11 protein-coding genes are annotated in these 14,279 nt (G+C 41.2%); 3 read left to right on the forward strand and 8 right to left on the reverse strand.

The window, feature by feature from the left end:
* Positions 1–6 precede the first annotated feature (6 nt).
* A complete protein-coding gene (locus ACEQ81_RS09260) occupies positions 7–1,281 on the reverse strand; it encodes an amidohydrolase (protein WP_411030599.1) in 1,275 nt (424 codons plus the stop codon).
* Between the two features lie 13 nt (positions 1,282–1,294).
* A complete protein-coding gene (locus ACEQ81_RS09265; RefSeq protein WP_411030600.1) occupies positions 1,295–1,840 on the reverse strand; it encodes a DsrE family protein in 546 nt (181 codons plus the stop codon).
* Between the two features lie 143 nt (positions 1,841–1,983).
* Between ACEQ81_RS09265 and ACEQ81_RS09270 the strand changes: the two genes are divergently transcribed.
* Together ACEQ81_RS09270 and ACEQ81_RS09275 are read left to right on the forward strand one after the other, a co-directional pair.
* A complete protein-coding gene (locus ACEQ81_RS09270) occupies positions 1,984–4,311 on the forward strand; it encodes an ATP-dependent helicase (protein ID WP_411030601.1) in 2,328 nt (775 codons plus the stop codon).
* Positions 4,312–4,374: 63 nt separating this feature from the next.
* A complete protein-coding gene (locus tag ACEQ81_RS09275) occupies positions 4,375–4,995 on the forward strand; it encodes an L-threonylcarbamoyladenylate synthase (protein WP_411030602.1) in 621 nt (206 codons plus the stop codon).
* A 13-nt stretch (positions 4,996–5,008) separates the two neighbouring features.
* On the opposite strand, the gene ACEQ81_RS09280 is transcribed toward ACEQ81_RS09275, so the two are convergent.
* The 4 genes from ACEQ81_RS09280 to ACEQ81_RS09295 all read right to left on the reverse strand — a co-directional run bounded on the left by ACEQ81_RS09280 (position 5,009) and on the right by ACEQ81_RS09295 (position 10,216).
* Positions 5,009–7,576 (reverse strand): zinc-dependent metalloprotease, encoded by a 2,568-nt coding sequence (locus ACEQ81_RS09280; RefSeq protein WP_411030603.1) that lies wholly within the window; start codon positions 7,574–7,576, stop codon positions 5,009–5,011.
* 251 nt (positions 7,577–7,827) lie between these two features.
* Positions 7,828–8,676, reverse strand: coding sequence for a flagellar motor protein MotB (locus ACEQ81_RS09285; RefSeq protein WP_411030604.1), 849 nt, complete (start codon positions 8,674–8,676; stop codon positions 7,828–7,830).
* A gap of 79 nt (positions 8,677–8,755) precedes the next feature.
* Positions 8,756–9,757 carry a glycosyltransferase family 2 protein gene (locus tag ACEQ81_RS09290; protein WP_411030605.1) on the reverse strand — a complete coding sequence of 334 codons (1,002 nt, stop codon included), beginning with the start codon at positions 9,755–9,757 and terminating at the stop codon, positions 8,756–8,758.
* 12 nt (positions 9,758–9,769) lie between these two features.
* Entirely contained in the window at positions 9,770–10,216 is a 447-nt protein-coding gene (locus tag ACEQ81_RS09295; RefSeq protein ID WP_411030606.1) for a type I restriction enzyme HsdR N-terminal domain-containing protein, read from the reverse strand.
* 26 nt (positions 10,217–10,242) lie between these two features.
* Between ACEQ81_RS09295 and holA the strand changes: the two genes are divergently transcribed.
* Positions 10,243–11,244, forward strand: coding sequence for a DNA polymerase III subunit delta (gene holA, locus ACEQ81_RS09300; RefSeq protein ID WP_411030607.1), 1,002 nt, complete (start codon positions 10,243–10,245; stop codon positions 11,242–11,244).
* Positions 11,245–11,246: 2 nt separating this feature from the next.
* Here holA and ACEQ81_RS09305 read toward each other — a convergent pair whose 3' ends face one another.
* On the reverse strand, positions 11,247–11,624 hold the full coding sequence (locus ACEQ81_RS09305; protein WP_411030608.1) for a DoxX family protein: 378 nt from the start codon (positions 11,622–11,624) through the stop codon (positions 11,247–11,249).
* Between the two features lie 209 nt (positions 11,625–11,833).
* A complete protein-coding gene (locus ACEQ81_RS09310) occupies positions 11,834–14,245 on the reverse strand; it encodes a thiamine pyrophosphate-dependent enzyme (protein ID WP_411030609.1) in 2,412 nt (803 codons plus the stop codon).
* Positions 14,246–14,279 lie beyond the last annotated feature (34 nt).

Raw genomic sequence — 14,279 nt, forward strand, 5'->3', positions numbered from 1 at the left:
GATTACCTATTGGTTTAAATAATCCAAACTAACTTCCGTCATTGCCTTAACACCTAGCAAAAGACCACTGTCGTCAATTTTAAAATCGGGTGTATGGTGAGGGAAAGCTTCAGTGTTCCCAGGGGTCATTCCACCTAAAAAGAAATAGAATCCTGGCACTTTCTCCTGAAAATAGGAGAAATCCTCCGCTCCTGTAATCGCTTTATGTATTACCACATTCTCGCTTCCGGCAACGCGCTCAAGAGTGGGTACCATTTGTGCGGTAAGTGCAGGATCGTTATAGGTGATTTCCGTACTGCTTTTGATTTCTACCGTGGCATCCCCTCCATAGGCTTTGGCAATGGCAGGAACCATTTCTTTCATCCGCTTACTGATCAGGGCCTGCATATCATAATCCAAGGTACGTATGGTTCCTATCATTTCGGCACTTTCGGGAATAATGTTGAACCGCACCCCACTGGTTATCTTTCCAACGGAAATTACCGCAGCTTCATTGGTAAGTTCAGATTCTCTACTAATAATAGTTTGTATACCATCAATAATTTTGGCGCTGATCAGGATTGGGTCTACGCCCGTCCAAGGCTGGGACCCATGGGTCTGCTTTCCAACTACTTTGATGACAAAGCGTTGCGCCGCGGCCATACTACCACCAGATTTGTATTTAATGGTGCCAATGGGCGTTGCCGAGTTGATATGAAGTCCAAAAATGGCATCTACCTTAGGGTTTTCCAATACCCCTTCCTTTACCATTAGTAGCGCACCACCTTCTTCTCCGGGTGGTGGGCCTTCTTCAGCAGGTTGAAAAATAAACTTTACCGTGCCTTTAATCTTATCCTTGTTCTTGGAAAGTACTTCGGCAGCCCCCATAAGGATAGCTGTGTGCGTATCGTGCCCGCAAGCGTGCATAACGCCCACTTCCTCTCCAAGAAATTGAGAGGTAACATTGGATTTATAATCCAGATCATTACGCTCTGTTACGGGTAGGGCATCTATATCGGCCCTTAAGGCCACAACCTTACCCGGGGAATTTCCTTTTAAGATGCCTACCACACCTGTTTTGGCCACCCCGGTCTGTATTTCAATGCCCAAAGATTTTAAATGAGCGGCTATCTTTTCTGCTGTTTTAAACTCTCTATTGGACAGTTCCGGATTTTGATGGATATCGCGTCGCCATTCGATTACTTTGGCCTCCACGGCATTGTAATGTTCCTCTAAATTTGGGCCCTGGGCCACTGCCAGATGTCCTAGAAATAGTATTCCGAGTAGTACATAGTTTTTCATAGTATGAAATGAATTAGAATTTAATAAGTTTATAATCTTGTCCTTGCAATTGAATTAAAGCGGTCATGGCCGATAAAGCAAGTTGTACCCCAGGAATGAGCTCTTCCTTTGGAAACCCGCGGGCTTGGGCCGATTGCCCACAAAAAATAATTTGGGTATTTGCCTTTAAGAGGGCTTCTATCAATTTTTCATTAGGATTCCCCACACCATATCGCTGCTGATAGGCGCTGTTGGAAATTATATCTTTAGAAGCTGCACTATGCACCACCACAGCCACTTCTAACTGATCTGCAGGAATTCCGTTTTGTGCATGCATATTTAAAAAACGGGCAGCCGTTTCCAAATATGGGTTTAACTTGTCTTTCTCATCCGGGGTATTGGTCACATCAAAAACTACTTTGTACGTCAAAGAAGCGTCCACAGGAAAATCGGGTTGCGGCACCACAAATACTTTCCCGAAATCTTCAATAATAGGGCCGGCACTTTTGGTTTGGGAATAGGTAAAATAGAAAGAAAAAATAAGTAGTAAAGGCGCAATAAGAAATCGCAAAAAAAGCATGTTCAATTATTTAGTCGGCTAAATATATTCAAATTCGGAAGAATTAGCCTTGGCATTGTTCATAATTATTAAATTGATGCCTTTAGCATAAGATGAATTATGGCTAAATTCACCGTTTTATACGGATGTAAACCCTGTATGTTTTGGAGAACTATTTAAATGAACTGAATGATGCCCAGAAAGCGCCTGTACTCCATAAGGAAGGACCCTTAATGGTAATTGCCGGTGCCGGATCGGGAAAGACCAGGGTGCTTACCTATAGAATTGCCTATTTAATGGACCAGGGTGTGGATGCATTTAATATTCTGGCATTGACTTTCACCAATAAGGCCGCCCGTGAAATGAAAAAACGGATAGCGGATATTGTAGGGAGTTCCGAGGCCAAAAACCTCTGGATGGGTACCTTTCATTCGGTTTTTGCGAAATTATTGCGGTTCGATGGTGATAAATTGGGATACCCTAGCAATTTTACCATTTACGATACCCAAGATTCGCAACGCCTAATTGCATCCATTATCAAAGAGATGGGGTTAGACAAGGATATCTATAAATACAAACAGATACAAAATAGGATATCGTCCTACAAAAATAGTCTGATCACAGTTAAGGCCTATTTTAACGACCCGGATTTGGTAGAGGCGGACGCCATGGCAAAGCGACCAAGGACAGGAGAGATTTACCAAAACTATGTAGACCGCTGTTTTAAGGCCGGGGCAATGGATTTTGATGACCTTTTGCTGAGGACCAATGAATTACTGACACGTTTCCCAGAGGTACTTATGAAATACCAGAATAGGTTCCGATATATTTTGGTAGATGAGTATCAGGATACCAACCACTCGCAATACCTAATTGTAAAAGCCCTATCCGATCGCTATCAAAATATCTGTGTTGTTGGGGACGATGCCCAGAGTATCTATTCGTTCCGAGGGGCCAATATTAGCAACATTTTAAATTTTCAACGAGATTACGACAATGTGGCGGTATATAGGTTGGAACAGAATTACCGGTCTACCAAGAATATTGTAAACGCCGCCAATTCCATTATTGCCAAGAACAAAAACCAATTGGAAAAAGTTGTGTGGACCGCAAACGACGAGGGCGCCGCTATAAAAATACATAGAAGTATTACCGATGCCGAGGAAGGAAGGTTTGTTGCCGCTTCTATCTTTGATAACAAGATGCAGCATCAAATGCCCAATGGTATGTTTGCAGTGCTATACAGGACCAATTCGCAGTCAAGGGCCATAGAAGATGCATTAAGAAAGAAAGATATTGCGTATCGGATTTATGGGGGACTCTCTTTTTACCAGCGGAAGGAAATCAAGGATGTACTTTCGTATTTGAGGCTGGTGGTAAACCCAAAGGATGAGGAAGCCCTAAAGCGGATCATCAATTTTCCAACAAGGGGTATAGGACAGACTACGGTGGATAAAATGGTGGTAGCGGCTAACCATTATGGCCGCTCTATCTTTGAGGTCTTGGAAAATCTGGATAAAATCGATTTAAAAATCAATGCCGGCACAAAGAGAAAACTACAAGACTTTGTAACCATGATCAAAAGTTTTCAGATCATGAACGAAGGTACCGATGCCTTTACTTTAGCGGAGCATGTAGCCCGAAAAACCGGAATTTTACTAGAGTTTAAAAAAGACGGTACTCCGGAAGGTATTGGCCGTATGGAAAATATTGAAGAGTTGCTCAACGGGATCAAAGACTTCGTGGAAGGCCAAAAAGAGCTTGCGGATGCCACGGGGAATATCTCCGAGTTTTTAGAAGACGTTGCCCTTGCAACGGACTTGGACAAGGACACCGGTGATGATGATCGTGTGGCCCTAATGACCATACACCTGGCAAAAGGCCTAGAGTTTCCTTATGTTTATATAGTTGGTATGGAAGAAGACCTTTTTCCATCGGCAATGAGTATGAATACACGGAGCGAATTGGAAGAGGAGCGTAGGTTATTCTATGTGGCCCTCACCCGGGCAGAAAAACAGGCCTACCTCACCTATACACAAAACAGGTACCGCTGGGGAAAACTGATCGATGCGGAACCTAGCCGGTTTTTGGAAGAAATAGATGAACAATATGTGGAAGACCTTACTCCGATGCAAAAGAATTATCAGTATAAACCTTTAATAGATACTGATATTTTTGGTGAGGTGGACAAGAGCAGTCTAAGACAGCAAAAACCTACTAACGGTACACCGCCAGCAAGCATTAAACCTAACGACAGACAACTTCGTAAGTTACGGAAACTAAAACCCGAACTGGCCAAACCCATAGGAAACACCAAGGTAATAGATGCCAATTTGGTAGCAGGGGCCTTAGTAAGCCATACGCGTTTTGGAAAGGGTAAAATACTGAAGGTGGAAGGTGTGGGAAATGATAAGAAGGCCGAAATAGAGTTCGAAGGTGGCAATGTGAAAAAGCTGTTGTTACGTTTTGCCAAATTAGAGGTCATTTCTTAAATACTTAGGGGAAAGACCCGCATTTTTTTAAATTTTAAGAGAACATTCCTTAATTTGTTATTAATGGCAGTACTAATAAAATTGTTTGAAGAAAATCCCAATCCACGAGAAATAAAGAAAGTGGTAGATGTCCTTAGAAAAGGAGGGTTGGTGATATACCCTACGGACACCGTATACGGTTTGGGCTGTGATATTACCAAGTCCAAGGCCTTGGAGAAAATTGCAAGGATAAAAGGTGTAAAATTGGAAAAGGCAAATTGGTCTTTTATCTGTGCCGATCTAAGCAACCTCTCCGATTATGTACGCCAAATAGATACCACTACTTTTAAAATACTAAAGCGGGCATTGCCGGGTCCTTATACTTTTATCCTTCCCGGTAACAATAGGCTTCCCCGCGATTTTAAAAAGAAAAAGACCGTTGGTATCCGTGTACCGGATAATGCCATTGCCAAAGCACTTGTAGAAGCGTTGGGCAATCCTATTGTTTCTACTTCCATAAGGGACGAAGATGAGCTGCTAGAGTATACTACGGATCCTGAATTGATTTTAGAAAAATGGAACGATCTGGTAGATGTGGTAATCGATGGAGGATATGGTGGTAATATGGCGTCTACGGTTGTAGATCTATCCGGGGAAGAACCCATAGTGTTAAGGGAAGGAAAGGGTACTACGGATATTTTTTAAGCAAACTAAATGTTTACTTGTTTCCATCAGCTTTAATGGAAAGATCGGGATTATTGGGTACGGGAAAATTATCTAAATTTTTAACGTCTCCAATCACCGCTGCTATTTCGCGTTGTAAATATTGCAAATGTGCTTTGGTTAGCCTATCCGTTATTACAGGAATGGTGCCACTTATTTTTCCTTGTAGATCTATTAACTCGTTAAGGGCAAGGGATCTAACATCGGTATTGGAGGTGTAATCCTCTGAGAGTTTTGCCAATATTCCGGCTACCATGCCATTGGCCTCGCTAGGTTTGTAGAGGGTTATTAAATTGGAAACGTATGCTTTTTGTAGTTTCCTACGATAGGCGTCGGTTTTATAGAAGACCCCTAGATCTCCCCAAACCAGTGCATTTAAATCATCAAAATACTCGTCGGGTCCATATGGGTTAGATTCTTCATAGCGTTCCGCTATAAAGGTCATTCTACTTAACCTACTTCCACCTAAAAGGTTCATAACCACACTTTCCATAGTACGGACCACTCCCTCTTTTGATTGCGGGGATTGAATTTTGTTGAGGATGGCATTGGTCATTAACCACTTTGGACTATTAAAAATATGGTTGTCCAGAAAAACCAGGGCATCTTTTTGTACTTGTTTGGGCACCGGTCTATATACTTCGCCAGGTTCTCCTACGGTCTTAGGTGTTACATAGATACCTCCAATATTCTTTGCCACATGAAAGAGGTAATTATCGTATTGTTTCACCACATCCTTATACAACTGGTCTAAGTTACCGTAGCCATCGCTCTTTTTTTCTTTGGCCCACTCGGTTAAATGGGGAACAATGCGCTGTAAGTTTATAATGCCATAGGCGCTGGCCAGCATTGCATTATCACCAAGGTCTTCTTTCTGCGACCGTGGGTCAAAATTGCGACCTTCACCACCAAACCACAATCTTGGATTTTCCTTTACCTGAGTTACAATCCAATTATCCATGAACTCTTTTTCCTCTTCTAGGCTTAGATTCCCGGGTATGTGAGAATACCCCCATTGAATGGCCCATTCATCATAGTCCCCAATTCTTGGCATAAGATCTTCTGCGGCTACCTTATCTTCAGGTTGCGCTACATAATTAAATCGGGCATAGTCCATAATAGAGCTGGTATGGCCGTTTTGTTTTAACCAAGCGGCGTCACGTAATTTTTCTACCGGGGTAGCATAACTGGCCCCCATATTGTGGCGTAGCCCCAGAGTATGTCCTACTTCATGGGCGCATACAAAGCGTATAAGTTCGCCCATAAGGGCATCATCGAACTTCATTTTTTGAGCTCTTTTGTCTACCGCACTTGCCTGTATCATATACCAATTATGGAGCAGACTCATTAGGTTATGGTACCATCCAATATGACTTTCTAAAATTTCACCACTTCTAGGATCGGTTATGTTAGGGCCGTAAGCGTTTTTGGCTGGGGAGGCAAAATAGCGCAGTACGGAAAACCTGGCGTCTTCCAGGCTCATGTCGGTATTGTTCTCTGGCCACTCCTCTCCTCGAATAGCGTTTTTAAAACCCGCCTTTTCAAAAGCTTTTTGCCAATCGTTTATACCTTGTATTAAAAAAGGTCTCCATTTTTTCGGTGTTGCCGGGTCTATATAGAATACTATGGGTTTTAAAGGTGTTACCAATTCACCATTTTTCCATTTCTCCTCATCTTCCGATCTGGGTTCTAATCGCCATCGATGAATATAAACGTCATTATCAACTTGTTGCTGATCATCCCCATACTTAAGATAAGAACTTGCAAAGTAACCCACACGAGGATCGTGATAACGCTTTTTCATTGGTACTTTTGGAAGTAAAACAAAAGAATTGTTGATCTCCATGGTGACCACCCCCGATAGCACTGCCGCTGGTAAGGCTTTTTTGTCCTTGCCCTGGGAAGATTTGGCTTTGTAGGTCTTAACACTCCTTATTTCAGTGTTCATTGGAAACGACTTTATCCTTTTGATGTACGATTTGTCCTTTTCCAAAGAAGTCAGTTTATAGACTCCTTTTTGAGCATTGTTTAAAGTTAACAGATTGTTCTCACTATTGATGAAATCTGTAACGTCTATAAGGTGCGACCCAGTTTCCAAATTACTTGCCTTAATATCAAATGCCTCTAATATGGGTGTAATGCTCGAATTATTGACCGCTTTGGCAATGGCATCTTCCTCATTGGCGGCGCTTACTTGTGTAGCTATTCTTAAAAATATATTGTTCGATGGCCCCTTTTCCAAAATGATGGTCTTTTCACCGATTTCTTCACCACCATAATTACCTGCACCGGCAGGAGTTTTTATAAATCGGGTTACCACCAGGATTTCCCTATTCAAAATACTATCGTGGATGTCAAAGTAGTATTTATCGGCCACCTGATGAACAGTAAAAAGGCCTTTTTGGGTAACCGCATCATCATTTATAATATTGGCATACGCCTTGGCCTTGGTTTTAACCGAGGTAGTTTTAGCAATATTTTTGTTCGATTTATTGGCCGAGCTCAGCGTAGAACAGGAGTTTGCCACAAGCAAAACAAATAGGAATCCCAAAAATAGTCTCATAATTTTGAAACGAATTATAGATGAAAATCGTATGGGAGGTTTGGCTTTGGGCTTTTACTGCAACCCTATTGGATTACCGTTAAAACTTAGGTGCAATTTAATCAAATTCAATTGTTAATGGAAACAAGGAACATTTCTTTTAACATTTTTTGCACTTTGGGTTGACCCAATTTGGTGCATGAAACTGAATTGATGGTAAAAAAAAGACCACGGTTTAAAACCGTGGTCTCTATATATGTAACCGTGTATTGCTAGTTTATTGCAGGATCTTTCATTCCTTCTTCGATCATGCTATAGAACTGATCGATCTTTGGAAGAACAACGATACGGGTTCTTCTATTTTTGGATTTTTCAGTATCAGAAACCGGAACATACTCCGCTCTACCCGCTGCGGTCATACGCTTGGGATCTACTCCATAATCATTTTGGAGTATACGTACCACAGCCGTTGCACGTTTTGTACTTAGGTCCCAGTTATCCAAAAGAACACCGCTTCTGTAAGGAACATCATCCGTATGCCCTTCTACCATAAATTCGAAATCTGGTTTGTTGTTCACAACCTTGGCCACTTTTCCTAAAACTTCTTTAGCCCTGCTTGTAATGTTGTAACTTCCACTACTGAACAATAATTTGTCCGAGATAGAAACGAATACCACACCTTTTTCAACACTGATTTCTATGTCTTCATCGTCCAAGTTGCCAAGAACACCTTTTAAACTCTGAACCAATGATAGGTTAACGGAGTCTCTTCTGGTGATTGCGTTTTGCAACTTTCTAATGGTAAGGTCTTTTTCTTGAAGGCTTTCCAAAGATTTTTCCAAATTCTCTGCGCCTTTGGTAGTAAGGGTCGTTAAGTTCCCCATGTTGTTAATCAACTCCTGGTTGTTGGCCTTTAAGAAGGCATTTTGGTCCTCCAAAGTTTTCAATCTCGAAGACGCAGTGGCCTTCTCGGACAAACAGTCGTTCAACTTAACCGTAGCAGAATTTAATAAATCCTGCGTTTCTTTCTGCTTTGACTCTAAATCGGCATATTTTTTTTGTGACACACAAGAAGATAACAACAAGGTTACCCCTAAACAGCCTAAGATGATTTTTTTCATAATAATGTAACTAGAATTAATAGTTTGTGATTCGATTTCAAAATTAGATAAAATGCAAGGTTACGATATTGCAAATTAGTTAATCTTTTACTAAAATGTTAAATTTCTTTACTTGATGTACGAAATGGGACCATACTATGGACTTTGTTGCATAGTACTTTAGTATAAAATTAGCTTTTTCCCTTTTCTTGTACATACTTCTAAAATGCCTGTAAAAACTAAGATGCGCTCTTAAAATGGCAATACAATGATTTATTTTGAACTGAAAGATAAAACGTATGGCGGCTACACCATCCAATAAAAGACGAAGCCAGATAATTACAAAAGCTTTTCTTCTGGGTAGGTTCTTGGTTATGGAGTAAAGCGAATTGCGAAAATTGAGATAGGTCTTTTTTGGATCCATATTACTAAGGGTAGAGCCCCCTAGGTGATATACCTCGGAAGTACCCACATAATACACCTTATGTCCTTCATTTTTTGCCCTCCAACATAGATCTACTTCTTCTTGGTGGGCAAAGTAGTCCTCATCAAACCCATTCAAGTGCTTAAAGACATTACTTCGGATAAACATGCATGCACCCGTTGCCCAGAAAATTTCACGGATATCATTATACTGGCCCCTGTCTTTTTCCAAGGCCTGAAAAATACGGCCCCTACAGAAAGGATATCCAAGTTGGTCTATAAATCCACCGGCTGCACCCGCGTATTCAAAATATTCCTTTTGTTTAAGATCTAGGATCTTGGGCTGTATTATGGAAGCTTCCTGGAGTTGGGCAAAAGCTTTTTTAATAGGTACCAACCAGTTTTCCGTTACTTCCACATCTGAATTAAGAAGGCAATAAATATCGGCATCGATATGCTTAAGGCCGTCATTATATCCTTTGGCGAAGCCACCATTGGTAGTATTTTTTATAATCCTTATTGCTGGGTAGTACTTTTCCAAAAAAGTGATGGAACCGTCCGTTGAGGCATTGTCCACTACATAAACATCTTCCTCCGATGAATACTGGGTAACCGATGGGAGGTATTTTTCGAGCAGTGCTGCTCCGTTCCAATTAAGTATGACTATGGCAATTTTCAAAACGGTAGCAAATTAACGGCTAAAATCAGGAATATGCTCCAAAAACTGATATTTTTCTTGCTCATGGTCAATTTTGCAATAAAAATGATCGAAACCATTGGTCACCATAAGGTAATTGGCCTTTAATTGCATATTGTAGTTGGCGATCTGATCAAATGTAGTCTGGGTAATTTTTACTTTAGGCGATTTACATTCCACCAAAATCTCAATGCTACCATCCGTATTATAAACTACAACATCATATCTTTTCCGAAGGTTGTTAACTTTTAATTGTTTCTCTACGTTAATATGTCCCAGTGGATATTTTTTATTAACTACCAGATACCGAACTACATGCTGACGTACCCATTCCTCGGGTTGTAGCACGACAAATTTTTTGCGTATGGCATCAAAAATGTGGATTTTATTTTCGTTATTTTTGAACCGGAAGTCATAAGAAGGAAAGTTAAGTGGCTGCATAGTACAAATTTGATGATTTTTTTTGGATGGATGAAGTAAAACAGATCGTTGCCAATATCCGTGACGGGAATATAAGTCCTGTTTATTTCCTAATGGGCGACGAGCCCTACTATATAGACAAGATATCGGAATTTATAGAAAACAACGTTCTAGCGGAAGAAGAACGTGGTTTCAATCAAATGGTCATGTACGGGAAAGAAGTAAGTGTTGATGATATTGTTAGCAATGCCAAACGCTACCCAATGATGGCCGAAAAACAAGTGGTAGTGGTAAAGGAAGCCCAGCACTTGTCTAGAACTATTGACGCCCTTAGCAGTTATGTGGAGAAACCTTTGGATTCTACCGTGCTGGTGCTGTGCTATAAGTATAACAAACTAGATAAACGAAAACGGCTTTATAAGTCCATCCAAAAACATGGGGTGCTTTTTGAAAGTAAAAAACTCTATGAAAATCAGGTTTCTGAATGGATAAGGAAAGTTTTACATGGGAAAGGGCGTCGTATAGATCCAAAGGCTTGTATGCTGTTGGTAGAGTTTTTGGGTACAGATTTAAGCAAAATCAATAATGAACTGGAAAAATTACAACTTGTAATTCCAAAAGAAACGGGGATTACGGCCGAAGCTATAGAAGAGAACATTGGAATAAGTAAGGATTATAATAATTTTGAACTAAAAAAGGCAATTGGGGAACGAAATATTACAAAAGCGACTAGGATCATCACCTATTTTGCTCAAAACCCCAAAGACAATCCTTTGGTGGTGACCGTAACATTGCTGCACAATTTCTTCACACAATTACTTAACTATCATGGTCTTAGCGACCATTCTCCCAGAAACGTGGCGAGCGTATTGGGTGTTAGCCCATATTTTGTGGGGGAATATAAGATTGCGGCAAAAAATTATCCCATGAAAAAGGTAAGCCAGATTATTTCTCACCTACGCGAGTTAGACCTAAAAGGTAAGGGGGTAGGGGCCACCAATATATCTCATGGAGATCTTCTAAAAGAGCTTTTGGTAAAGATTATCTAAATCTATTTTCTATCCAGGCTAAATTTACCTGGCCCTAACAAGGCTATTGCCACAAAAAAGGTTAAGAAAAGCAGGGCTTTTTCCTTAACATTAAAAGGATCAGCTCCATGCACGGTTAATACGGCTACGGCCATAACTATAGCGGGTGGAATGGCCGCCCACCTGGTCTTATATCCTATGATCAGTAAAATAGGACAAATAAATTCACCTATTACGGCAAGAAAAAGAGTTGGTGCCGCCCCAAAACCCAATGGATCTGCAAATTCAAAATCACCGCTAAGAAGTTTTTGAAACTTTGGGATACCATGGGTAAGTAACATAGCCGAAGATGCAATTCGCAATAAGGCAAGGCCAAGGTCGTTTTTTAGACTATTTTTCATTTATAAAGATTTGAACGCGGGTAAAAATATATATTTTTTCTCTAAAGCTGGTTAATTTTTTAGAGAATAATCAGTTTTTCGACCTCGTTTTTCAAGATACTTTAGTAACCAGCAGCGCACCTTTTTTGGCAATAGTGGCACTATACTAGTGGAAACCTAAAAAGACCAACAATGGTATGGGGTTGTGGAATGGCTGTTAGGTCCTTGCCCTATCTTAAGGCCGGATAATCCATTGGGTTGGCCTCGTGCATTATTTCGTAGACCTTTTCAAAAATATCTTCTGCATTGGGCTTGGAAAAATAGTCCCCGTCTGTGGCGTAGGCCGGTCTATGTGCCTTTGCCGTTAGCGTTTGTGGAGCGCTATCCAGATACTTGTATGCCCCTTGCTTTTCAACAATTTCCTGAATTAGGTAAGCGGAACACCCGCCGGGTGTATCCTCGTCTATTACCAACAATCGATTGGTTTTCTTAACGCTTTTTAATACATCTTGATTAATATCAAAAGGAAGCAGACTTTGCGCATCTATTACTTCCGCATCTATTCCTACTTCTTTGAGCTCTTTTGCCACTTGGGTAACTATCCGTAGTGTAGAGCCATAAGAGAGCAAAGTAATATCCGTACCTTCTTTTATGGTCTCTACCACACCTATGGGGGTGCAAAGTTCTCCCAAGTTGGAGGGTAGGGGTTCTTTTAACCGATACCCGTTGAGGCTTTCTATGACCAACGCAGGTTCATCACTTTTTAGCAAGGTATTATAAAAACCGGCAGCCCGGGTCATATCCCTAGGTACCAAGATATAAATTCCCCTAAGTAAATGGATTAACCCACTCATAGGGGAGCCGGAGTGCCATATGCCTTCTAGGCGATGCCCACGGGTTCTAATGATTAAAGGTGCCTTTTGTTTGCCTACCGTTCTATATAACAATGTTGCCAAATCATCGCTAAGGGTCTGAATGGCATATAACAAATAATCCAGATATTGAATTTCCGCAATAGGGCGTAAACCGCGCAACGCCAATCCTATGCCTTGCCCTACAATGGTAGCTTCGCGTATTCCGGTGTCCGCGACCCGTAGTTTCCCGTATTTCTTCTGAAGGCCTTCAAGTCCTTGGTTTACATCACCTATAGCACCACTATCTTCCCCAAAGACCAGGGCTTCGGGATAGTTGCCAAACAGTTTATCAAAATTATCCCTAAGAATTATTCTTCCATCTACATTTTCCGTGTTGTGGTCATAAACAGGAGCTATTGCCTGTACATTAGTGGCTTTGGTAACCAGTTCACTGTAGAGGTGCGAACTATACAGCGGTTGTGTCTTATCCAAGAAAGTGGATATCCAGTGGGACAAAGCTACTTTTTCTGCTGTGTTTTCGCCTAAAAGATAGCGGAGCGCTTTTCTGGAAAGCGATGCCAGATCTCTTTTAATAGGCTCCTCTATAGCTATTAGATCGTTCTTTATTTTATTGATGAAGACTTTATTTGGACTGGTATTGGCCACGTTTTCCAATAATCCTATCAATGTTTTTTTTGTTTCTTTATGAGGGGCCAGAAATTCTGCCCAAGCCTCTTTTTTAGCGGTTCTTACCTCGCGCTTAATTGTAAGCTCCAATGTTTTTAATTCTTCTTCGGTAGCAATGCCTTTTTCCAAAATCCATTCCCGGAACCGTTTGTTGCAGTCGTTTTCTTTTTCCCACTCCAAACGTTCTTCGCTCTTATACCTTTCGTGCGACCCAGAAGTAGAATGCCCTTGGGGCTGCGTAAGTTCTATTACGTGGATAAGTACGGGTACGTGCTCTTCGCGGGCAATATCGGAGGCATTTTCAAAAGTGTGTATAAGGGCGGTATAATCCCATCCTTTAACTTTTAGAATTTCGTAGCCGGCCTTTTCTTCACTTCGCTGAAAACCTTTTAAAATTTCCGAGATGTTTTCTTTGGTGGTATGATGTTCTGCCGGTACGGATATGCCGTAGTCATCATCCCAAATACTAATTACCATGGGCACTTGTAAAACTCCGGCGGCATTAATGGTCTCAAAAAAGAGACCTTCACTGGTACTTGCGTTGCCTATGGTTCCCCAAGCTACCTCATTACCTTTGTTTGAAAAGTTAGCGCTATCCAAGCCTTCTACATGCCTATAAATCTTTGATGCTTGGGCCAGACCTAACAGTCTGGGCATCTGGGCCGCTGTAGGCGAAATATCAGCGCTGCTGTTCTTTTGTTTGGTTAAGTTTCTCCAACTACCATCTTCGTTAAGACTATGGGTCACGAAATGACCACCCATTTGCCTACCAGCACTCATGGGTTCTTTTTCCATATCGGTAGTAGCGTAAAGACCGTGAAAAAAGTCTTTTGGTTTGAAGAGATCCAAAGCCATCATAAATGTTTGGTCCCTATAGTATCCGCTGCGGAAATCCCCGTTTTGGAAGGAGCGGGCCATGGCCAATTGGGGAAGTTCTTTACCATCCCCAAAAATTCCAAATTTTGCCTTACCTGTAAGCACTTCCCTTCTCCCCAACAAACTACATTCCCTACTGGTGACGGCCGTTCTGTAGTCTTTCAGAATTTGAGTCCTGAAATCTTCAAAGGAAATGTCATCGCTTGTTTGGAGTTTAACCTTCATTTAAAAGTGGTGGATTTTGCACAAAAATATCAAA

The sequence above is a fragment of the Spongiimicrobium sp. 3-5 genome, from assembly GCF_046557915.1.
GTDB lineage: Bacteria > Bacteroidota > Bacteroidia > Flavobacteriales > Flavobacteriaceae > JBHEBG01.